Origin of the sequence: Pseudomonas cuatrocienegasensis (assembly GCF_900110925.1) — a bacterium.
Classification (GTDB): domain Bacteria; phylum Pseudomonadota; class Gammaproteobacteria; order Pseudomonadales; family Pseudomonadaceae; genus Aquipseudomonas; species Aquipseudomonas cuatrocienegasensis.
This window is the reverse complement of sequence record NZ_FOFP01000002.1, coordinates 23,905-44,878: the sequence shown is the minus strand read 5'-3', so window position 1 is coordinate 44,878 and position 20,974 is coordinate 23,905. Positions and strand designations below refer to the sequence as shown.

16 protein-coding genes and 4 tRNA genes are annotated in these 20,974 nt (G+C 61.3%); 13 read left to right on the top strand and 7 right to left on the bottom strand.

Going from position 1 to position 20,974, the window contains the following annotated elements; genetic code table 11:
• Nucleotides 1-93: 93 nt before the first annotated feature.
• Nucleotides 94-1,644 (bottom strand): MDR family MFS transporter, encoded by a 1,551-nt coding sequence (locus tag BMW49_RS03055; RefSeq protein ID WP_069521296.1) that lies wholly within the window; start codon nt 1,642-1,644, stop codon nt 94-96.
• On the bottom strand, nt 1,634-2,680 hold the full coding sequence (locus tag BMW49_RS03050) for an HlyD family secretion protein (RefSeq protein WP_069521298.1): 1,047 nt from the start codon (nt 2,678-2,680) through the stop codon (nt 1,634-1,636). The genes BMW49_RS03055 and BMW49_RS03050 overlap by 11 nt, the downstream gene beginning before the upstream one ends.
• Nucleotides 2,681-2,789: 109 nt before the next feature.
• Between BMW49_RS03050 and BMW49_RS03045 the strand changes: the two genes are divergently transcribed.
• The 6 genes from BMW49_RS03045 to BMW49_RS03020 all read left to right on the top strand — a co-directional run bounded on the left by BMW49_RS03045 (nt 2,790) and on the right by BMW49_RS03020 (nt 5,958).
• Nucleotides 2,790-3,710 (top strand): LysR family transcriptional regulator, encoded by a 921-nt coding sequence (locus BMW49_RS03045; protein ID WP_069521300.1) that lies wholly within the window; start codon nt 2,790-2,792, stop codon nt 3,708-3,710.
• 139 nt (nt 3,711-3,849) lie between these two features.
• Complete coding sequence (gene gltX / locus BMW49_RS03040; protein ID WP_069521302.1) at nt 3,850-5,331, top strand: glutamate--tRNA ligase; 1,482 nt, start codon at nt 3,850-3,852, stop codon at nt 5,329-5,331.
• Nucleotides 5,332-5,476: 145 nt separating this feature from the next.
• A tRNA-Ala gene (locus BMW49_RS03035) sits at nt 5,477-5,552 on the top strand.
• Between the two features lie 63 nt (nt 5,553-5,615).
• Nucleotides 5,616-5,691 (top strand) — tRNA-Glu (locus tag BMW49_RS03030).
• A gap of 51 nt (nt 5,692-5,742) precedes the next feature.
• Nucleotides 5,743-5,818, top strand: a tRNA-Ala gene (locus BMW49_RS03025).
• Nucleotides 5,819-5,882: 64 nt separating this feature from the next.
• Nucleotides 5,883-5,958: transfer RNA gene (locus BMW49_RS03020), tRNA-Glu, on the top strand.
• Nucleotides 5,959-6,048: 90 nt separating this feature from the next.
• Here the strand turns inward: BMW49_RS03020 and BMW49_RS03015 are convergent.
• Nucleotides 6,049-7,911 (bottom strand): diguanylate cyclase, encoded by a 1,863-nt coding sequence (locus tag BMW49_RS03015; RefSeq protein WP_244168301.1) that lies wholly within the window; start codon nt 7,909-7,911, stop codon nt 6,049-6,051.
• Nucleotides 7,912-8,110: 199 nt separating this feature from the next.
• On the opposite strand from BMW49_RS03015, the gene BMW49_RS03010 reads away from it, so the two are divergent.
• A complete protein-coding gene (locus tag BMW49_RS03010) occupies nt 8,111-8,545 on the top strand; it encodes an acyl-CoA thioesterase (RefSeq protein ID WP_069521303.1) in 435 nt (144 codons plus the stop codon).
• Here BMW49_RS03010 and BMW49_RS03005 read toward each other — a convergent pair.
• Nucleotides 8,542-8,838: a hypothetical protein gene (locus BMW49_RS03005; protein ID WP_139133845.1), complete on the bottom strand. Its 297-nt coding sequence runs from the start codon at nt 8,836-8,838 to the stop codon at nt 8,542-8,544. The genes BMW49_RS03010 and BMW49_RS03005 overlap by 4 nt on opposite strands.
• A gap of 274 nt (nt 8,839-9,112) precedes the next feature.
• Between BMW49_RS03005 and BMW49_RS03000 the strand changes: the two genes are divergently transcribed.
• Entirely contained in the window at nt 9,113-10,093 is a 981-nt protein-coding gene (locus BMW49_RS03000) for a tRNA dihydrouridine synthase (protein ID WP_069521307.1), read from the top strand.
• 89 nt (nt 10,094-10,182) lie between these two features.
• Here the strand turns inward: BMW49_RS03000 and BMW49_RS02995 are convergent, their stop codons facing one another.
• A complete protein-coding gene (locus BMW49_RS02995) occupies nt 10,183-10,929 on the bottom strand; it encodes an SDR family oxidoreductase (RefSeq protein ID WP_069521309.1) in 747 nt (248 codons plus the stop codon).
• Between the two features lie 124 nt (nt 10,930-11,053).
• On the opposite strand from BMW49_RS02995, the gene BMW49_RS02990 reads away from it, so the two are divergent.
• Together BMW49_RS02990 and ampC are read left to right on the top strand one after the other, a co-directional pair.
• Nucleotides 11,054-11,500 (top strand): Hsp20 family protein, encoded by a 447-nt coding sequence (locus BMW49_RS02990; protein ID WP_069521311.1) that lies wholly within the window; start codon nt 11,054-11,056, stop codon nt 11,498-11,500.
• A 192-nt stretch (nt 11,501-11,692) separates the two neighbouring features.
• Nucleotides 11,693-12,832 carry a class C beta-lactamase gene (gene ampC / locus BMW49_RS02985; RefSeq protein WP_069521313.1) on the top strand — a complete coding sequence of 380 codons (1,140 nt, stop codon included), beginning with the start codon at nt 11,693-11,695 and terminating at the stop codon, nt 12,830-12,832.
• A gap of 23 nt (nt 12,833-12,855) precedes the next feature.
• On the opposite strand, the gene BMW49_RS02980 is transcribed toward ampC, so the two are convergent.
• Both BMW49_RS02980 and BMW49_RS02975 read right to left on the bottom strand, forming a co-directional pair.
• Nucleotides 12,856-16,533, bottom strand: coding sequence for a bifunctional diguanylate cyclase/phosphodiesterase (locus BMW49_RS02980; protein WP_069521358.1), 3,678 nt, complete (start codon nt 16,531-16,533; stop codon nt 12,856-12,858).
• 89 nt (nt 16,534-16,622) lie between these two features.
• The gene (locus BMW49_RS02975) at nt 16,623-17,528 is read right to left on the bottom strand and encodes a LysR family transcriptional regulator (protein WP_069521315.1); all 906 of its coding nucleotides are present in this window, start codon (nt 17,526-17,528) and stop codon (nt 16,623-16,625) included.
• Nucleotides 17,529-17,686: 158 nt separating this feature from the next.
• Between BMW49_RS02975 and leuC the strand changes: the two genes are divergently transcribed.
• The 3 genes from leuC to leuB all read left to right on the top strand — a co-directional run bounded on the left by leuC (nt 17,687) and on the right by leuB (nt 20,944).
• Nucleotides 17,687-19,114, top strand: a complete 1,428-nt coding sequence (leuC, locus tag BMW49_RS02970) for a 3-isopropylmalate dehydratase large subunit (protein WP_069521317.1) — start codon at nt 17,687-17,689, stop codon at nt 19,112-19,114.
• A 10-nt stretch (nt 19,115-19,124) separates the two neighbouring features.
• Nucleotides 19,125-19,772, top strand: coding sequence for a 3-isopropylmalate dehydratase small subunit (gene leuD / locus BMW49_RS02965; protein ID WP_069521319.1), 648 nt, complete (start codon nt 19,125-19,127; stop codon nt 19,770-19,772).
• An 89-nt stretch (nt 19,773-19,861) separates the two neighbouring features.
• The gene (gene leuB / locus BMW49_RS02960) at nt 19,862-20,944 is read left to right on the top strand and encodes a 3-isopropylmalate dehydrogenase (protein ID WP_069521321.1); all 1,083 of its coding nucleotides are present in this window, start codon (nt 19,862-19,864) and stop codon (nt 20,942-20,944) included.
• The last annotated feature ends 30 nt before the right edge of the window (nt 20,945-20,974 follow it).

The following is a 20,974-nucleotide window of genomic DNA, read 5'->3' as shown; positions in this document are numbered from 1 at the left end:
GCGCTTTAACGATTTATCGCGAATAAAGGCTAGGCGCCCCCTTCGCTCCTACAGGACGCGTCAGCTAGTTGGGGCATTGTTCGGTACCGGCTCCTAGTGCGCGGCGGTGCCCGAAGCGTTGCTGGGCAGGCGTCGGGTCAGCAGCACCGCGAGCATGCTCACACCAAGGACGATGCCGATGCAGTGGAAGGCATCGTTATAGGCCATGATCGAGGCCTGCTGGTGGGTGATCTCGCTGAGTCGGGCCAGGGCGGCCTGTTCGCTGCCCAAGCTGTTGGTCAGGCTGGCGAGGCGCTCGGCCACCTGGGGGTTGGTCGGTACCAGCGCTTCGCGCAGGTAGTCGAAATACACCTTGGCCCGTGCGTCGAGCAGGGTTGAGAGCAGGGCGATACCAATGGCACCGCCGAGGTTGCGCAGGATATTGAACAGGCTCGAGGCTGAGCCGGCATCTTGGGGCAGGATATACGCTGTGGCGATCAGCGAGATGGTCACCATCACCAGCGGCTGACCCAGGGCGCGGATGATCTGGATATGCTTGAACTGCTCACCGGCAAAGTCCGGGTTGAGCACGCCGGACAGGAAGCTCGCCAGGCCGAACAGGCCAAAGCCCAGGGCGCACAGCCATTTCGGTGAGACCTTTTTCATCATCAGCGGCACCAGCGGGATCAGGAACAGCTGAGGTACGCCCATCCACATGATCACTTCGCCGATCTGCAGGGCGTTGTAACCCTGGATCTGCGCCAGGTACAGCGGCAATACATAGATCGAGCCGTACAGGCCCATGCCCAGCCCCAGGCTGGAGATACTCGACAGGCCGAAATTGCGCTCGCGCAGTACGCCCAGGTTGATCAACGGGTTGGGGCGCGACAGCTGAAGGATGACGAACAGCCCCAGGCTGATGCTGGCGATACTGCCCAGGCCGGCGATCAGGCTGGACTCCAGCCAGTCCTTGCGGTGCCCTTCCTCAAGAAATACCTGCAGGCACCCCAGCCCCACAGCCATGGTCAGGATGCCGGCATAATCCGTACGCTTGAGCATGTCCCAGTGTGGCGGTTTCTTCTCCAGGCCATAGAGCATGCCGGCGATCATCAGCAGGCCGGGCGGTACATTGATGTAGAAGATATATTCCCAGCCGAAATTCTCTGTCAGCCAGCCGCCCAGGGTTGGGCCAATCGAGGGGGCGAAGGTCGCGGTCAGGGCGAACAGCGCCATGCCTTTGGCGCGATGATGCTCCGGCAGCTTGATAAGGGTCAGGGTGAAGGCCAGCGGGATCAGTGCACCGCCGGTAAAACCCTGCATCGCGCGGAACACGATCATGCTCTCCAGGCTCCAGGCCATCGAGCACAGCAGTGACGAAAGAAGAAAGCCGATGGATACCCAGGTCGCCAATCGGCGGGCCGAGAGCAGCTGCACCAGCCAGGCGGTCAGCGGGATCATGATGATCTCCGCCACCAGGTAGGAGGTGGAAATCCACGAGCCTTCCTCCAGCGTGGCTGCCAGTGCCCCCTGGATATCCTTGAGCGAGGAGTTGGTGATCTGAATATCCAGCACGGCCATAAACGCGCCGAGCATGGCGCTCATTACCGCGATCCAGTCGCGCAGGCTGGGCTCGCCGGTAGGGCGCCGTAATGCGTCAGCCGCCATTGGCATCAGCGCCGATAGTGATCGCTACCTCGACCGACATGCCCGGACGAATCAGGCCCTTGAGCGGGTTGTCGGCAGCAAAGGTCAACTTGACCGGAATGCGTTGTACCACCTTGGTGAAGTTGCCGGTGGCATTGTCCGGCGGCAGCAGGCTGAACTGCGCGCCTGAAGCCGCGAACAGGCTGTCTACTCGGCCTTCGATGGGGGTATCGGGGAAGCTGTCGAAGGTCAGTTCGGCACGCTGCCCAGCGTGCATGTGGCCGATCTGGGTTTCCTTGAAGTTGGCCTGAATCCAGATGTCCTGATCCGGTACCACCGACAACAGGTAGGCGCCTGCCTGGACGTACTGGCCCGGACGCGCAGCGCGTTGGCCAATAAAACCACTGATCGGCGCACGGATTTCGCTGCGTTCAAGGTTCAGTCGGGCCTGGGCCAGGTCGACACGGGCGCTGCGCACTTGGGCATCGAGGCGCTTGAGTTCGGCTTGCAAGCTGCCGATCTGTTGGCGTTGAGCCTGCAGATCAGCTTCGGCCTTGGCCACTTGGGAGCGCGCCACCCGGCTGTCGGCAGTCAGGGTGGTAACACGCTCCTCGGAGACGTAGCCGGGTTTGCGCAGGGTCTGCGCGCGGGACAGGTCCACCTGGGAGCGGCCCAGGGTGGCCTGGCTGGCGGCGACATCGGCCTGGCTCGCGGCAATCAGGCTGGCCTGCTGGTCGAGTTTGCTCTGCGCCTGCAAGTGCTCGGCCTCGCGGGTTTCCAGGGTGGCCTGAGCCCGCTCGACAGCAAGCTGGAAGTCACCGGCTTCGAGCACCACAAGCAACTCACCTTGCTCGACATGCTGGTTGTCGCCGACCAGGACCTTGTCGATACGCGCGCCCAACTGGCTGGAGACACGGGTAATCTCGCCCTGCACATAGGCGTTGTCGGTGTCCTCGATCAGGCGATCGACCAGATACCAGTGGATAAAAAGCGCGGCGGCCAGTAAGCCGATGACGGCGAAGAACAGGAATAAGCGGCGGCGGAGTTGGGCGGGCATGAATGGGTGGCTCGTCGCAGATGGCTAAAATGTAAGTAAACTTATCAGTGTTCCTTGCGCGCCTGCAGCCTTTAGAATTCGGAAACTTTGTTGCTTGAGGGGAACAATCATGGGGCTGGATGACGCGCTGATCTTTACCCGGGTGGTTGAGTGCCACAGCTTCACGCTCGCGGCTCAAGGCTTGGGGATGCAGAAATCCACGGTCAGCCGGCGCATCGCCTTGCTCGAGGAGCGCTTGGGGGTGCGCCTGCTTAACCGCACGACCCGCAAACTGCGCCTGACGGAAGTCGGGCAGGCCTACTACGAGCGCTGCCGGCAGATCATGCTGGACTTTGCCGAGGCCGAGCAGGCCGTCATGCAATTGCAGCAGGCGCCCTCCGGTTTACTGCGCATCACCGCACCCATCGAATTCGGCCAGTTGTTTCTTGGTCGGGTGTTGGGCGCGTTTATGCGCCAGTACCCGCAGATTGATGCCGAGGTCGAATTGACATCGCGGCATGTCGATCCGGTAGAGGAGGGCGTAGATATCGCCATTTTGGTGGGTGCGCCCCAGGATTCCACGCTGATTGCCCGTCGTCTGTTCCAGACCGCTCGGCGCTTGTGTGCCAGCCCTGATTACTTGAAACGCCACGGCACACCACGACAGGTAAGTGAACTGGCCGGGCACCGGGCGATCCTGTTGCCGAACGATTCGCCGCGCCATTGGCCGTTGCTCGATGCCCAGATTGCCTGCCGCCGCGTATTGACCAGCAACAACATCACCTTTGCGCGGGAGGCGGCGCTGGCCGGCGCCGGGATTGCCAGCCTGCCGGTGATGATCAGCGAGGAAGCGATTCGTGACGGCAGGCTGATTGAGTTATTGCCTGGGGCGCGCATGCCCATTGGTGAGGTGTATGCGGTTTATCCCTCTAGGCGTTTTCAAGCCATGAAAGTGAAGACCTTCCTCGACTTTCTCATGCAGGCCATGCCTGTGGAGGAGGGCCGGTTGCTGGAGCCGAGTGCCGCCGGCCTGTTAATATCTGTGCCCTAACGTCTGTGTCGCCCACCGACGCCCGGTACTGCGCGCTTGCCGCGCGATGCTGTGGTAACCGTGGGTGCCAGGCCGGCAGTCTGCCCGTCAGCCGATGGCAGGTCCGGTTTTGCTCTGCCTCCTTTTGCCGAGAGTCTTGATGACCACCGTCCGTACCCGTATCGCTCCTTCGCCAACCGGCGACCCCCATGTAGGCACTGCCTATATCGCCCTGTTCAACCTGTGTTTTGCCCGTCAGCACGGGGGTGAATTTATCCTGCGCATCGAGGACACCGACCAGGTCCGTTCTACCCGTGAGTCTGAGCAGCAGATTTTCGATGCCCTGCGCTGGCTGGGTATCGAGTGGAGTGAAGGCCCCGATGTGGGCGGCCCGCACGGTCCGTATCGGCAGAGCGAGCGTGGGCATATCTACAAGCAGTACACGGCCGAGCTGGTCGACAAGGGCCATGCCTTCCATTGCTTCTGCAGTGCAGAACGCCTGGACAAGCTGCGCGCCGAGCAGACCGAAGCCAAGCAGACGCCGCGTTACGACGGCCATTGCATGCACCTGTCCGCTGAAGAAGTGCAGCAGCGCCTGGCGGCTGGCGAACCGAATGTAGTGCGTATGAAGGTGCCGACCGAAGGCGTCTGTGTGGTGCCGGATATGCTGCGTGGCGAAGTGGAGATCCCCTGGGATCGCATGGACATGCAGGTGCTGATGAAGACCGATGGCCTGCCGACCTACTTCCTGGCCAACGTGGTCGATGATCATCTGATGGGCATCACCCATGTGCTGCGTGGTGAAGAGTGGCTGCCGTCGGCGCCCAAGCTGATCCTGCTGTACGAGTACTTCGGCTGGGACAAGCCGCAGCTGTGCTATATGCCGCTGCTGCGTAACCCGGACAAGAGCAAGCTGTCCAAGCGCAAGAACCCCACCAGCATCACGTTCTACGAGCGCATGGGCTTCCTGCCGCAGGCCATGCTCAACTACCTCGGGCGCATGGGCTGGTCGATGCCGGATGAACGCGAGAAATTCAGCCTCGATGAGATGGTCGAGCATTTCGACATCAACCGTGTATCCCTTGGCGGGCCGATCTTCGACCTGGAGAAGCTGTCCTGGCTCAACGGCCAGTGGATGCGTGAACTGAGTGTCGAGGAGTTTGCTGCCGGGGCGCAGAAGTGGGCGTTCAACAGCAACTACCTGATGCAGATCGCTCCGCACGTGCAGGGGCGGGTGGAAACCTTCAGCCAGATTGCACCTTTGGCCAGCTTCTTCTTTGCTGGTGGCCTGGTCCTGGATGCCACGCTTTTCGAGCACAAGAAGCTATCGGCCGATCAGGTACGCCAGGTCATGCAATTGATCCTGTGGAAGCTTGAAGCCCTGCGGCAGTGGGAAAAGGACAAGATCACCGCCTGCATCCAGGCCGTGGTCGAACACCTGGAGCTGAAGCTGCGCGATGCCATGCCGCTGATGTTTGCCGCCATCACCGGGCAGGCCAGTTCGGTCTCGGTACTCGATGCCATGGAAATCCTCGGTCCGGACCTGACCCGTTTCCGCCTGCGTCAGGCTATCGAGCTGCTCGGTGGCGTGTCGAAGAAGGAAAACAAGGAGTGGGAAAAGCTGCTGCCGGCCATTGGCTAAGCGGTCGAACGCCCGTCCGGCCGTCGTTTTAGTGCGCCGCAATGGGGTAAGTGGTTGTTCTGTCAGCATAAAAAATGAGGGTGTAAGTAAAAATAATGTTGACAGCAGTGGGGCGCGCTCTTAACATGCGCCCCGTCCTTGAGATGGGGCTATAGCTCAGCTGGGAGAGCGCTTGCATGGCATGCAAGAGGTCAACGGTTCGATCCCGTTTAGCTCCACCATCTTCAAAGCCGCAAGGCTTGCCACAATCAGCTCCAGCAGCTGGTTGGTTGTAGAAGGGTTACGTCCCCTTCGTCTAGTGGCCTAGGACACCGCCCTTTCACGGCGGTAACAGGGGTTCGAGTCCCCTAGGGGACGCCAGTTTCAAAAAGCAGCGCTGGTTTGGGTTGTGAGCCGAGAGGCGATAAATCTGGGGGTATAGCTCAGCTGGGAGAGCGCTTGCATGGCATGCAAGAGGTCAACGGTTCGATCCCGTTTATCTCCACCAATTTTGTAGCAGTAACAACTGCCACGGGGCCAGCGTAAAGCTGGCTTTGTTTCTCGAAGGTTTCGTCCCCTTCGTCTAGTGGCCTAGGACACCGCCCTTTCACGGCGGTAACAGGGGTTCGAGTCCCCTAGGGGACGCCAGTTTACCCGCTCTGCGGGTTTTTAAAGGGTCATTCTTCGGAATAGCCCTTTTGTTTTTTCAGGGTTCCTCTTTTCCGCTGCCTGCGGCGCTCAGGTCTCGTTCAGGGCCGGGGCGGGCGCACGCTCGACCCGGTTACGGCCAGCGCTTTTGGCTTGATACAGGGCCTGGTCGGCGCGGCGCAGGTACAGGTCACGCTGCGTTGCACTACGCGGAATACCGGCGCAGACACCAATGCTCAGGCTCAGGGCGATGCTCTGCCCGTCATACAGGCAGGGGTGTGCGGCCAGGTCTTCGCAGAGTTGCTCGGCAAGTGCCTGGGCCCCCGCTGCACTGGTATGGTCGAGCAGCGCGACGAATTCCTCGCCGCCAAAGCGTGCCAGCAAATCCCCTGTACGCAGGCGTTGCTCCAGTCGCCAGGCGGTGTGCTGCAAACAGGCGTCGCCAGCCAGGTGACCGTAGTGGTCATTGACCTGTTTGAAGAAGTCCAGATCCATCATCAGGATGGCGACCGAGGTTTGGCTGCGGGTGGCGCGGGCCAGAGCGCGGTCGAGTTCGTTGTTGAAGGTCATGCGGTTGAGCAGGCCGGTCAGGCTGTCGCGACGGTTCTGCTCATTGAGCTGTTGATTGGCGCTGGCCAGTGCTTGCATGGCCTGTTCCAGCTCGCGGGTGCGCTCGGTAACGCGCTGCTCCAGCTGTTCGTTGGTGCGCCGCTGCAGGGACAGGCTGCGCTCCTGTTCCTGGCGTAATTGGCGCTCCTTATCGAACAACTGGGCCTGAGCCAGAGCCTGGGCTTGCTGGCTTTCGCGAATGCGGCTGGCCAGGGCGATGGAGAAGATCACCAACTCCACCAGACTGCCGATCTGCTGTGCCTGCAGGGTGACCAGCGAGTAGGGCAGGATGCCAGTGCCGCTGAGGATGCTGAACAGGCTGGCAATGATCAGCATCGACCAGCCAAGTGCGAATAAGCGCGCCGGTCGATAACCCGCTCGCCAGCGCAGCAGAGTCACGCCCCAGGCGGCTATAGAACAGGCTCCGAGCAAGGCGAAACTGCCCATCAAGGCAAGCCGATAAGGGCCTATGAGCGCCATGCCGATCACCAGCACAGCGGCGATGGTCAGCACCCAGCAGGTATAGCTGTACAGGCGATGGCAATGCTTCAGATCGAGTACGCCGTAAGTGAAGATGATCGCCATCAGGGTCGCCAAGGCTGAGCTCAGCGGGAAGCTCAATTGGTGCCAGGCCAGGGCGTTTGGCCACAGCCACTGCAGGGCAAAGCCGAGCTGAATGAATTGATAGAGGGCGAAGCTGCTGACGAACAGGCTGTACCAGAGGTAGTTGCGGTCGCGGGTGATGACGAAGATCGACAGGTTGTAAATGACCATCACCGCCAGCGCGCCGAAGAACAGCCCCTGTAACAGTAAATGGCGCTGTTCGTGGTGTTCGAAGGTGGCGCGGCTCATCAGGCTGGCGCTCAGGTTGGCCGAGCCTTCGCTGCGCATGCGCAGCAGCAGTTCGCGAGTTTCGCCTGCTTGCAGGTGCAGGGGTAGAGCCAATTGACGGTGGGCAATCCAGCGTTCGGCGAATGGGCGCTGGTCGCCAGCGCGGTACACGCGTGTGTCGTCGAGGCCATAGACATCAAGTTGGTCGAGGAGTGGGTTGCCGACCAGCAGTATCCAGTCACCCGCCTGTGGGGCTGGATTGTGCACGTTCAGCCGCAGCCAGAAGGCGCTTCTGCTATAGCCAAAGCTGGCATCGCGGCGTGCTACCGGTTGCCAGGCCGATGCGGGCAGGGCGCGCACCTGAGGCATTTCTGCTTGGCCGCTACGGTCTTCCCACACCTGCATAAACGGACCAGGTAGTAGGCGCTCTCCGGCCAGTGGTGCGCTCAGTTGCCCCGCCTGGGCGAGCAGGGGCAGGCATACCAGCAGCAGAATGCGGACGGCTACATGCACAGGGTATTCTCAAGCGGAAGGCGACATGTCGTTGATAAACATTATCGCCCGCATCTGGCGCGCGCGATAGCTATAGGCTGCGCCAATACCATAAGGGGCCGACAAGCCTTGGCTGGGCTGGTTTAATCACGGCATGGCGCTTTGACGACGACCTTATCTTTTTTGCTCGCCTGCTTGTTGGTGAGCCAACGGAGCCTGCATGAACTGGGACCTCGCCACACCTTTCGTCATCGATATTGAGGTGACTGCCGATGACATCGACGGCCTTGGCCACGCCAACAACGCGGTCTATGTCAGTTGGCTGGAGCGCTGCGCCTGGCGTCATTCGCAGTTTCTAGGGCTGGACCTGGCCGAGTACCGACGTCTTGACCGGGCGATGGCCGTAGTGCGTCACGAGATCGACTACCTGGCTAGTGCCTATGAGGGGCAGGCGCTGCAGATGGCGACCTGGATCGTCGAATCGGATCAGCGTCTGAAAATGGATCGCTGTTTTCAGTTAGTGCGCCCCGAGGATGGCGTGACTCTACTGCGGGCCAGGACGACCTTTGTCTGCATCGAATTATCGAGCGGCCGACCGAAGCGCATGCCCGCCGAGTTTGTCGAGGGGTACGGTCGGGCGCTACAACCGAGCTAACCGTCGGCCGGGGCGAGGAACAGTCCATCGTCGTTGTAGATTACCTGCAGGTGGCGGCGCTCGCCTGGGTTGATCAGGATCGACTGATTGCTACCCAGGTTCAGGGTGCCGCAGTAGCCCGCGCGTGACAGACGCAGTTGAGTGGCATATTCGCCTGGCGGCAACTCCAGTTCGGTGTGCGTATCCAAGGCCAGGGTCACGATTTGCCGCTCTCCCAGCAACACTTCGACATCGCAGGCAGTGGGGGCGTTGGCGTCGCGGCTGAGCAGCAGGCGAGCGCTCTGAGCAGGCACGGGGTCTTGGGCTAAAGGTATAGGTGGCGGCTCGCTCGCAGCGCTACAGGTGGCTGCTATCAGCAGGCAGCAGGACAAAGCGGTACGGAGCATGGCGGTTGCTCTCCTGGCTGGATACGGCTTTGACCCATACCCACTTTGGGCGTTCCCTGCTGACAGTGCGGTGTTTACACTAGGGTCTGTTACCGTTTCGTTCGCGGCTTGTGACGAAACGGCAACAGACCCCAACCCCCTTTGCGTTCCCCGCGCTTCAACCCCTTCGAGAGACTTCTGTATGCAGATCGCCTTGGCCCCCATGGAAGGGTTGGTCGATGAAATCCTGCGCGATGTGCTGACCCGGGTGGGCGGCATCGATTGGTGTGTCACCGAGTTCATTCGTGTCACCGAGCGGGTGCTGCCGGCCAGCAGTTACCAGAAGCTCGCTCCCGAGTTGTTCAGTGGTGCGCAAACCGCCGCCGGCACGCCGGTGCGGGTGCAGTTTCTCGGTTCTGACCCCGCCTGCCTGGCCGATAACGCGGCCTACGCCTGCACCCTTGGGGCACCGGTGATCGATCTCAACTTCGGCTGCCCGGCGAAAACGGTCAACAAGTCGCGGGGCGGCGCGGTGTTGCTCAAGGAGCCCGAACTGCTCCATGCCATCGTTCGTGAAGTGCGCCGTGCGGTGCCTGCTCAGGTGCCGGTAACGGCGAAGATGCGCCTGGGTTTCGATCACAAGGACTACGCCCTGGCCTGTGCCCAGGCGCTGGCCGAAGGCGGCGCAGCGCAAATCGTCGTGCACGCGCGGACCAAGGTCGAAGGCTACAAGCCACCGGCTCATTGGGAGTGGGTGGCGCGGGTGCAGGAGGTGGTGAAGGTGCCTGTGTATGCCAATGGTGAGGTCTGGACACTGGATGACTGGCGACGGTGCCGTGAGGTCAGTGGTGTTGACGACTTCATGCTTGGGCGTGGTTTGGTCGCCCGGCCGGATCTGGCCCGACAGATCGCAGTCGCGCGGGCAGGGCAGCCCGTTGTGCCGATGACCTGGGCCGAGCTGCAGCCCCTGCTGGCAGACTTCTGGTTGCAGGCACGGCGCAAGATCTCGCCGCGTTATGCGCCCGGTCGTCTCAAACAGTGGCTGGCCATGCTGACCCGCAGCTACCCCGAGGCCACCGAGCTGTTCAACCTGTTACGCCGCGAAAACGACTGCCTGCGCATTGACAGCTTGCTCGGCATCGACTTTATCGGCTCTGAGCGCGCCGAGCAGGCGAGCGCCTAGCAAGTAGTTCGTAGGGTGGATCACGCTGTACCGATCCACCATGACCTCGACACATGGTGGATGAAAAAGCGTCATCCACCCTACGTGTTTCAGCGCCCGCCGCCGACATCCAGCAGCGCCCCGCTGGTATAGGACGCCTGCTCGCTGGCGAGCCAGAGAATGGCCTCGGCCACTTCGCTGGTCAGGCCGCCACGACCCATGGGGACGTTCTGGCTGACGCGGGCAACCCGCCCTGGTTCACCGCCGCTGGTATGAATTTCGGTGTCGATCACGCCTGGGCGCACCGCGTTGACCCTGATCCCTTCGGCGGCGGTTTCCTTGGCCAGACCCAGGGTCATACTGTCAATTGCGCCTTTGGCGGCGGCGTAGTCGATATATTCCCCTGGCGCGCCGAGCCGTGCGGCAATCGATGAGACATTGACGATAGCGCCGCCGTTACCGCCCTGACGAGCCGACATGCGCTTGATCGCCTCACGGCAGCAGAGAAAGCTGCCAAATACATTGGTGGCGAATACTCGCTGCCAGCGCGCCAGGTCCATCTGCTCCAGGCGCATTTGGGTTTCCAGGATTCCGGCGTTGTTGACCAGCACATCAAGGCGGCCAAAGTGTTGATCAAGGCGGGCAAATAGCCGCTTCACCTGATCTTCATCGGCTACATCGGCCTGTACGGCAATGGCCTGGCCGCCGGCCTGGGTGATCTCGCTCACCAGCGCCTCGGCCGCCGCCTGTTGCCGTTGGTAGTTCAGGCACAGCGCATAGCCCTGGGCTGCTGCCAGCCTGGCGGTGGCGGCACCAATGCCGCGACTGGCGCCGGTAATCAGCATGACCTTGTGCATCGAATCGCTCCCTGTAAGAAATTTTTTCAGGCGCTTGAAATGTGCTTCGCGGTCCACATTTTCACTGCTGTGGGATGCCGAAGTCGGGTCCCCTAATCACTCGCTGAGAAACCAGGAGAACATCATGAGCACTGCATTTTCCATGACCCCGCTGTTCCGCCAGTCGATTGGCTTCGACCGTTTCAATGACCTGTTCGAGTCGGCCATGCGCAATGAAAGCGGCAGCAGCTACCCACCCTACAACGTCGAGAAGCATGCTGACGACCAGTACCGGATTGTCGTAGCTGCCGCTGGCTTCCAGGACGACGACCTGGACCTGCAGGTCGAGCGCGGTGTACTGACCGTTACTGGCGGCAAGCGCAGTGACGCGAGCGAAAACGTCACTTACCTGTACCAGGGCATCGCCCAGCGTGCGTTCAAGCTGTCGTTCCGCCTCGCGGACCATATCGAGGTCAAATCCGCCAGCCTGGTCAATGGCCTGCTGAATATCGACCTGGTGCGGATCGTACCGGAAGAGGCCAAGGCCAAGCGCATTCCCATCGAAGGCGCCCGGCCGGCCCTGCAGGGCTAAAGCGCTTCCAGGCGATTGAAAGCGGCACCCCACGGGGTGCCGTTTTCGTTTGCGCAGATGGTCAGGCCTATGGGGTAAACCTAAATGCCCAGGGTTCGTAATCAGGCAACTGGCTGGTACCCTTTCGCTATGCGGAGCCAGGAGCGCTAGCGCCCAGCCTGCCTGCCACCGATAAAATGACCAGGAATAATCATGTCTTTTTCGCGTCGCCTGCTGCTGGCTGCCCTTAGCCTGGGGCTTGCTAGTCAAGCTGCCGTTGCCAGCCCACTGCAGGACCAGCTCGATAGCCGTATCCGCCCGCTTATGCAGACCTATGCAATTCCCGGCATGGCTGTGGCCATCAGTCACGCTGGGCAGCAGCACTTCTTTGAGTATGGCGTTGCCTCCCTCGAAAGCGGCGCGCCCGTAGACCGTCACACGCTGTTCGAGCTGGGCTCGGTCAGTAAACTGCTTACCGCGACCCTCGGTGCCTATGCACAAGCCAGTGGTGCGCTGCGCCTGAGCGATACCGCCAGTCAGCACCTGCCAGCCTTGTCCGGCAGCGCCTTCGACCGTATCAGCCTGTTGGCGTTGGCCACTTACACCGCAGGGGGCTTGCCCCTGCAATTCCCGGATGGCGTGAGCAGTCGACAACAGATGTTCGATTACTACCGGAACTGGCAGCCAGCCTACGCCGCCGGCAGCCAGCGGCTGTATTCCAACCCCAGCATTGGGCTGTTCGGTCATCTGGCGGCTGCCAGCCTCGGCGCGCCCTTTGCGCAGGTATTGCAGGAGCAGGTGCTCGCGCCATTGGCTATGAATGAAAGCTATGTGCAGGTGCCGCCGCAGCAGATGGCGCGCTATGCCTGGGGCTATCGCGAGAACATGGCCGTGCGCGTGCAGCCGGGCATGCTTGATGGCGAGGCCTATGGGGTGAAATCCAGCAGCGCCGACATGCTGCGTTTTATCGAGGCCAACCTGCAGCCGAGCCGATTGGCTGGGCCGTTGGCGCAGGCCATCAGTGCCACTCATCGAGGTTATTACCGGGTTGGCGACATGACTCAGGCGCTGGGTTGGGAGCGCTATGACTACCCCATCAGTCTGCAGCAGCTGCAAGCCGGAAATTCCACGGAGATGGCATTGCAGCCCCAGGCAGTGGAACCTTTCGCCACGCCGATGCCGGCCGCAGGTGATCTGCTCCTGAACAAGACCGGTTCGACCAATGGTTTTGCTGCTTATGTTCTGCTGTTGCCGGCGCGTGACATCGGTCTGGTGCTACTTGCCAATCGCAATTACCCGAATGCCGAGCGGGTGCGGCTCGCGCTGCAGATCGTCGAGGCGCTGCAGCGCTGAAGATCGAGCGGGGCGCGTTGGTTTCAGCCGTCCCGCCTCGGCCGCTGGCGCATATGCGCGAGCAATGCGTGAAACTCGCCCAGGGGCAGGGGTTTGCTGAACAGGTAGCCCTGGTAGAGATGGCAGCCTTGCTGTTCGAGAAAGTCCAGTTGGTCCTGCTGCTCCACGCCTTCGGCAATCATCGATAGCCCGAGGCTGCGCGCCATGGCGACGATGGCGCGGATGATCTCGGCATCGTTGGCGTCGTGGGTGGCATCGCGAACGAAGGACTGGTCGATCTTCAATACATCCACCGGCAAGCGCTTGAGATAGGTCAGCGAGCTGTAACCGGTGCCGAAGTCATCCATGGCGAAACTGACGCCCACTTTCTTCAGGCGGTTCATTTTGGCGATGGTGTCGTCGATGTTCTGAATGACGATGCCTTCGGTGATTTCCAGTTTCAGCATGGCCGGCGGCAGTGCGCTGCTGCGCAGGCTGTTTTCGACCCGCTCGACGAAGTCGCTCTGGCGGAACTGTCGCGGGCTGATGTTCACGCAGAGGCTGAAATCAGTTTTATGGATCAGGCCCGCGCCAATCAACTCTGCGCAGGCGTGGCAGGCCTCGGCCAGGACCCAGCCGCCCACTTCCAGGATCAGCCCGCTTTCTTCGAGCACGTGAATGAACGAGGCTGGTGACTGCTGCCCCAGGCTCGGGTGCTGCCAGCGCAGCAGGGCTTCGGCGCCGATCACCTGGCCACTGCGGGCATCAACCTGGGGCTGGAAATACAGCTCGAACTCACCGCGGGCCAGGGCTAGACGCAGGTCGTTCTCCAGGCGCAAGCGTTCGCTGGCCGCTTCCTGCATGGTGCTGCGAAAGACCTCGATGGTATTGCGGCCTGAGTCCTTGGCGCGGTAGAGCGCGATGTCGGCGCGCTTGAGCAGGTCGGCCGGAGTGGCGCCGTGGTCGGGGATCAGGGCAATACCGATGCTGGGCGTCACTTGTAGGCGATGACCGTCAAACAGCATGGGTTCGGCCAGCAGCTTGCGCAGTTTTTCCGCGACGCTGCGGGCCTGGCGGGTGACATCGGCCCGCCGGCCTTCCAGGCCGGAGAGCAGCACCACGAACTCATCGCCGCCCAGGCGGGCCACCGTGTCTTCCAGGCGAACGCTGGCTTCCAGGCGTGCGGTGACCAGCTTGAGCACGGCATCGCCGACCGGATGACCCAGCGAGTCGTTGATGTGTTTGAAATGGTCCAGGTCCAGAAATAGCAGGGCACCGCGCAGTTCATGACGCTTGAGCAGGGAGATCTGCTGGGTCAGGCGGTCCATCAGCAGGGCGCGGTTGGGCAGGTTGGTCAGTGAATCGTGATAGGCCAGATGTTGCACCTGAGCCTGGGCAGCCTTGAGTGCGCTGATATCCCGTGCGGTCAGCAGCAGGCAGGCCTGGTTGTCGAGTTCGATCTGCTCCACCGAGACCTCGACGTGCAGGAGACCGCCATGACGGTCACGGCCCATAACTTCCAAGTGATGGACACGGCCGTCGCGTTGCAGGGTGTCGAGGATCAACTGGCGTTGGTTTGGATCGGCCCAGATATTCAACTCGTGGACTGTCCGTCCGAGCACTTCATCGGCGCAGTAGCCGGTCAGTCGCGTGAAGCCTTCGTTGACCTCCAGGTAGTGGCCGGTATCACGCTCGGTAATGGTGATGGCGTCCGGGCTGGACTGAAAGGCCTTGAAGAATTTCTCCTGACTGGCCTTGAGCGCTGCCTCCGCTCGTTGGCGCTCAGTGATATCGCGAAAGGTGGTCAGAATGCACGATTGGCCCGCGACCTCGATCGGTCGACAGGACACCACGCAGGTAAAGGTGCGACCCTGGCGATCACGAAATTCTGCCACTTCATTGTCGAGCCCCTGGCAGGCTTTGAATTTTGCGTAGAGTGCAGGGCGCTGCTGCAAGTCTGCCCAGAAATTCAGGTCCAGCACGCTACGCCCGATCGCCTCGGCAGGTTGCCAGCCAAAGGCCTGGGTGAAGCTCGGGTTGATTTCCAGGATTTGGCCCTGATCGATAGTGGTAACGGCAATTGGGTCGGGGCTGGCCTGGAACAGGGTGATGAACTTCTCTTCGGAGTCCTTCAGACGCTGCTGACGAATCACTCTCTCGGTGATGTCGGTAAGAATGCCGGCCATGCGCAAAGGCTGGCCCTGGCCATCGCAATACAGTTTGGCCGTGCTTTCCAAGTAATGGCTGTGCTGCTCGTTATCCAGCGTGCGGTAGGTCACCTGGTAATCCTGGCGAACCCCCTGAACCAACTCGTCGTAGGCTTGGCGCAGGGCGTGCCGATCGGCCATGGGTACATTGGCGAAGAAGGTTCGAAAGTCGCCGTTATAGGGCGTTTGGGCCAAGCCGTGCAGGCACGAGGCGCGCGCTGAGGCGAATAGTTGATCGCTGGGGATATGCCATTCCCAGGTGCCCAGGTCGGCGGACTCCAGGGCCAGGGTGAGGCGCTCCTGGCTCTCCTGTAGAGCGCGCTCCTGAGCGCGCTGACGGGTGATGTCGCGTACCGTCAGGACCAGGCAAGTGCGCCCGTCCAGTTCGATCTCACCCCCTGCCATAAGGTTGCTGCTCAGGCTGCCATCGCGCCTGAACATGCGCACTTCGAGCGCGTCCAGAGCGTCTCGGTCGATGGCGTCGAGCATGCGCAGGCGGTCGCCAGGGTCCGTCCATAAGCCCATTTCCAGGGATGTGCGGCCCAGTGTTTCGGCGCTGCTCCAACCGAATTGTCGCTCGAAACCGGCGTTGATCTCGATGAAGCGCCCCGTGGCCTTTTCCGTGATCACCACTGCATCGGGAGTATGCTTGAACGCCTGGCAGAATTTTTCCTCACTGATGCGCAGGGCTTCTTCGGCGCGCTTACGCTCAGTGGTGTCGAGAAACGAGCTGAGAATATGGCCCTGGCCATCGAGGGTGATGTATTGGCTGGACATTACCCCGTCCAGCACGCGCTGGTCTTTGGCGCGCAGTTGCACTTCCTGCAGTACGGGTTCTGCGCTGTCGAGAATGGTTCGTCGTAACTGGTCACGCTGTGACGTATGCACCCAGATATCCAGCTCCAGCGTGGTGCGACCGAGGACCTCTTGGGTCGACCAGCCAAATGTGCTGCTGAAGTTACGGTTGGCCTCAACGATAACCCCGGAGTCGTACTTCACCAGAAGCATCACGTCGGGGCTCAGATTGAACAGGTCAGCAAAGCGTTGCTCGGAGTTCTGCAGCGCCTGGGCGCGTTCTTGCTGTGCGGTGATGTCGCGGATTACCCCGAACATCTGCGCCTTGCCGTCTTGCATCGTTTGCAGGCTGCCGCTGATTTCCAGCCAATGCAGGCTACCGTCGGGCCAGCGAATGCGATGCTGCAGGGGAATTGGCGTGGGTTCACCCCGCAGCACTGCCTGGAATTTCTCCAGGACTTCGGTGCGCTCGTCTTCCGGAATAAGGGCGATATAATCGACCGTCTCGGTCAGCGGCTGTGCAGCATCCAGCCCGAAAAGCGCCTGCGCGCCACGGGACCAGCTTACCCGGCCGCTGTCCACATCCCAGAACCAGGCGCCCAGGTGGGCGCCATTGAGCGCCGCCAGCAGGCGAGGGGCGTCCCCCCAGCTTTGCTCGAATGCCGCAGGGTCGAGCGCGGGAATATGGGGCAGTGGTGGGGTGTCACTGGAATTGGCCATGGCCATACCTTTCTGCGCGCAGTGGCTGTCGAACCCGGGCATAGGGAAAGTGTGCATGCATCGTGGGGGCCTTTCTTATCGTTATGGCCTCACGTTAGCCCCGGTGTCGGCGCCTGTGCAAGACAATCGGCATGCTCATCGAGCAAGCGCATAAATGCGCGAGCTGCATTCGACAGGGTTCGCTCGGTATGCGAAATGTAGCCCAGTTGCCGCCGCAACTGGATGCCGGGTAGAGGCAGACGCGCGACTTGTTCATCGAGCATGGTGCGCGGCAGCACACTCCAGGCCAGGCCAATGGAAACCATCATCTTGATGGTCTCCAGGTAATTGGTGCTCATGGCGATATTCGGGCTCAGGCCCTGAGCCTCGAACAGGCGCCGAACGATATGGTGGGTGAAGGTGTTGCCACCGGGAAATACGGCCGGGTGTTGGGCGACATCGGCCAGGCTGATCGAGGCGGCGCGGGCCAGCGGATGTTCGGGGGCAGCGACGAAATCCAGGGGGTCGTCCCACACGGCCACCGCATGCACCGGCTCGCGGGTTTCCGGAGCCAAGGTGATCACCGCCAGCTCGGCGCGGCCATGCAGGACTTCTTCATAAGCCACCTCGGAGTCGAGGAACTGGATATCCAGCGCCACTTGCGGGTGCGCCCGGGTGAAGGCGCGCAGCAACGGTGGCAAGCGGTGCAGGCCAATATGGTGGCTGGTGGCCAATGTCAGGCGACCGCTGATCTCGCCATTCAGGTTGGTCAGTGCACGGCGCGTATCATCGAGCACATTGAGAATCTGGTAAGCCCGCGGCTGCAGGGCGCGGCCGGCCTCGGTCAAGCCCACCTCGCGGCCCAGGCGGTCGAACAGGCGCACATCAAGTTGCTGCTCCAGGCTGGCGATGCGTTTGCTGACGGCCGGCTGGGTCAGGTGCAGACGTTCAGCTGCCTCGGAAAAACTGCCCAGCTCGGCGATGGCGATAAAGGCTTTGAGTGTGGCGAGGTCCATGGTCGAGTGCGCGCTGTGATGAAGGTGCTCTATTCCTACCAGGAATCCTTTGAATAAAAAATATGAATTTGAGTAATTTCACTAGCACCCATAGGATTACCCCATAAGCCAAAGGGCTATTCGCCCAGGCATAGAAATACGCTGATGAGGACCCGCTGATGGCCGGCAAAACGCTGTACGACAAGCTCTGGGAAATGCACGAAGTGAAGCGCCGCGACGATGGCTCGTCGCTGATCTACATCGACCGGCATATCCTTCACGAAGTGACCTCGCCCCAGGCTTTCGAAGGGCTGCGCCTGGCGGGTCGCAAGCCTTGGCGCATCGACGCCAACATCGCCACCCCGGATCACAACGTGCCGACCACCAAGGCCGAGCGTCAGGGTGGCCTGGAAGCCATCGCCGATGAAGTGTCGCGCATTCAGGTGCAAACCCTGGACGAGAACTGCGATGACTTCGGCATCCTTGAGTTCAAGATGAACGATATCCGCCAGGGCATCGTCCACGTCGTCGGCCCGGAGCAGGGCGCCACCCTGCCGGGCATGACCGTGGTCTGCGGCGATTCGCACACTTCGACCCATGGTGCATTCGGTGCGCTGGCCCATGGCATCGGCACCTCGGAGGTCGAGCACGTGCTCGCCACCCAGTGTCTGGTGGCGAAGAAAATGAAGAACATGCAAGTGCGTGTTGAAGGCAAGCTGCCGTTCGGCGTCACAGCCAAGGACATCGTCCTTGCGATAATTGGCAAGATCGGTACTGCCGGTGGCAACGGTCACGCGTTGGAGTTCGCCGGTAGTGCGATCCGCGAACTGTCCCTGGAAGGGCGCATGACCATCTGCAACATGTCCATCGAAGCCGGTGCCCGTGTTGGCCTGGTGGCGGTAGATGAGAAAACCATCGCCTACGTCGAAGGCCGCCCGTTCGCACCCAAGGGCGCAGATTGGGCCAAGGCTGTGGCGCAGTGGCAAGATCTGGTGTCCGACGCCGATGCGCATTTCGACACCGTGGTTGAGCTGCGCGCCGAAGACATCAAGCCGCAGGTTAGCTGGGGCACTTCGCCTGAAATGGTTCTGGCGGTTGACCAGAATGTGCCGGATCCGGCCGCCGAAAACGACCCGGTGAAGAAGGATTCGATTACCCGCGCCCTGAAATACATGGGCTTGCAGGCCAATCAGGCGATCACCGATATCCAGCTGGATCGGGTATTTATCGGCTCCTGCACCAACTCGCGCATCGAAGATTTGCGCGCCGCCGCTGAAGTGGCCAAGGGCCGCAAGGTCGCCAGCACCATCAAGCAGGCAATGGTGGTGCCGGGCTCCGGCTTGGTCAAAGCCCAGGCGGAGAAAGAAGGTTTGCACCACATCTTTATTGAAGCCGGTTTTGAATGGCGCGAGCCGGGCTGCTCCATGTGCCTGGCGATGAACCCGGACAAACTCGGCAGTGGCGAGCATTGCGCCTCCACCTCCAACCGCAACTTCGAGGGCCGCCAGGGCGCCGGTGGGCGTACTCACCTGGTCAGCCCGGCGATGGCCGCCGCCGCGGCGGTGACCGGTCGCTTTATCGATGTGCGCGAATTGATCCAGGCCTAAGGAGCTGACGATGAAAGCCTTTACTCAACACACCGGCCTGGTCGCTCCACTGGATCGGGCCAACGTCGACACGGACCAGATCATCCCCAAGCAGTTCTTGAAGTCGATCAAGCGCACCGGCTTTGGCCCGAACCTGTTCGATGAGTGGCGCTACCATGATGTCGGCCAGCCCAATCAGGACAACTCCAAGCGTCCGGTGAACCAGGACTTCGTACTCAACTTCCCGCGTTATCAGGGCGCCAGCGTGCTGCTGGCGCGGGAAAACTTCGGTTGTGGTTCATCCCGCGAGCACGCGCCCTGGGCGCTTGAGGAGTACGGTTTTCGTACGATCATCGCGCCGAGCTTTGCCGATATCTTCTTCAACAACAGCTTCAAGAATGGTCTGCTGCCGATCATCCTCAACGAAGACGAGGTCGATGCGCTGTTTCAGCAGGCCGAAGCCACGGTTGGCTACCAGCTGACTGTCGACCTGGCCGGGCAAACCGTGACCCGCCCGGATGGCGTGCAGTACAGCTTCGAGGTCGATGCTTTCCGCAAGCACTGCCTGCTCAATGGCCTGGACGATATCGGCCTGACCCTGCAGGACAGCGACGCGATCAAGACCTTTGAAACCACCTATCAGCAGCGCAGCCCCTGGCTGTTCGGCGCAATCAAGTAGGGTGTGCGGGCCCGCCTAGGCTGTGCGCACCGAACGACTCACTATTTAATTGGTGCGCACGGCGCACCCTACGGTTTGATGAGGATGCAATGAGTAAGCAGATTCTGATTCTCCCCGGCGACGGTATTGGCCCGGAAATCATGGCCGAAGCGGTCAAGGTGCTGAACCTGGCCAATGATAAGTACAACCTGGGTTTCGAGCTGAGCTTCGATGACCTCGGTGGTGCGGCCATCGACCGTTATGGCGTGCCGCTGGCCGATGAAACTCTGGCCCGTGCCAAGGCCGCCGATGCCATTCTACTCGGCGCTGTCGGTGGCCCTAAGTGGGACGCCATTGACCCAGCGATCCGTCCGGAGCGCGGCCTGCTGAAGATTCGCTCGCAGCTGGGGCTGTTCGGCAACCTGCGTCCGGCGATTCTCTACCCGCAACTGGCCGATGCCTCCAGCCTCAAACGCGAAATCGTCGCGGGTCTGGACATTCTGATCGTGCGTGAGCTGACCGGCGGCATCTATTTCGGCCAGCCGCGCGAGAGCAAGGTGCTGGAAAACGGCGAGCGCATGGCCTACGACACCCTGCCGTACAGCGAGAGTGAAATTCGCCGTATCGCCCGTGTCGGCTTCGACATGGCCCGCGTGCGCGGCAAGAAGCTCTGCTCGGTGGACAAAGCCAACGTCCTGGCCTCCAGCCAGCTGTGGCGCGCCGTGGTGATCGAAGTGGCCAAGGACTACCCGGACGTCGAACTGAGCCACATGTACGTCGACAACGCCGCCATGCAACTGGTGCGCGCGCCGAAGCAGTTCGACGTGATGGTCACCGACAATATGTTCGGCGACATTCTTTCGGATGAGGCCTCGATGCTCACCGGCTCCATCGGCATGCTGCCGTCGGCGTCCCTGGATGCCAACAACAAAGGCATGTACGAGCCGTGCCACGGCAGCGCGCCGGATATTGCCGGGCAAGGCATTGCCAACCCGCTGGCGACCATTCTGTCGGTATCGATGATGTTGCGTTACAGCTTCAATCAGACGGCTGCAGCCGATGCTATCGAACTGGCCGTGAGCAAGGTGCTGGATCAAGGCCTGCGTACCGGCGACATCTATAGCGCCGGTACGACCAAGGTCGGCACGGCGGCGATGGGCGATGCAGTAGTCGAAGCGTTGCGTAGTCTGTAATCTTCTTGGCCCGCCGGAGGGTTCCGGCGG

Excerpts from the sequence above, each read along its gene's own strand:
- BMW49_RS03055 (WP_069521296.1), bottom strand. The coding sequence starts at position 1,644 with ATGGCGGCTGACGCATTACGGCGCCCTACCGGCGAGCCCAGCCTGCGC.
- BMW49_RS03050 (WP_069521298.1), bottom strand. The coding sequence starts at position 2,680 with ATGCCCGCCCAACTCCGCCGCCGCTTATTCCTGTTCTTCGCCGTCATC.
- BMW49_RS03045 (WP_069521300.1), top strand. The coding sequence starts at position 2,790 with ATGGGGCTGGATGACGCGCTGATCTTTACCCGGGTGGTTGAGTGCCAC.
- gltX (WP_069521302.1), top strand. The coding sequence starts at position 3,850 with ATGACCACCGTCCGTACCCGTATCGCTCCTTCGCCAACCGGCGACCCC.
- BMW49_RS03010 (WP_069521303.1), top strand. The coding sequence starts at position 8,111 with ATGAACTGGGACCTCGCCACACCTTTCGTCATCGATATTGAGGTGACT.
- BMW49_RS03000 (WP_069521307.1), top strand. The coding sequence starts at position 9,113 with ATGCAGATCGCCTTGGCCCCCATGGAAGGGTTGGTCGATGAAATCCTG.
- BMW49_RS02995 (WP_069521309.1), bottom strand. The coding sequence starts at position 10,929 with ATGCACAAGGTCATGCTGATTACCGGCGCCAGTCGCGGCATTGGTGCC.
- BMW49_RS02990 (WP_069521311.1), top strand. The coding sequence starts at position 11,054 with ATGAGCACTGCATTTTCCATGACCCCGCTGTTCCGCCAGTCGATTGGC.
- ampC (WP_069521313.1), top strand. The coding sequence starts at position 11,693 with ATGTCTTTTTCGCGTCGCCTGCTGCTGGCTGCCCTTAGCCTGGGGCTT.
- BMW49_RS02980 (WP_069521358.1), bottom strand. The coding sequence starts at position 16,533 with ATGGCCAATTCCAGTGACACCCCACCACTGCCCCATATTCCCGCGCTC.
- BMW49_RS02975 (WP_069521315.1), bottom strand. The coding sequence starts at position 17,528 with ATGGACCTCGCCACACTCAAAGCCTTTATCGCCATCGCCGAGCTGGGC.
- leuC (WP_069521317.1), top strand. The coding sequence starts at position 17,687 with ATGGCCGGCAAAACGCTGTACGACAAGCTCTGGGAAATGCACGAAGTG.
- leuD (WP_069521319.1), top strand. The coding sequence starts at position 19,125 with ATGAAAGCCTTTACTCAACACACCGGCCTGGTCGCTCCACTGGATCGG.
- leuB (WP_069521321.1), top strand. The coding sequence starts at position 19,862 with ATGAGTAAGCAGATTCTGATTCTCCCCGGCGACGGTATTGGCCCGGAA.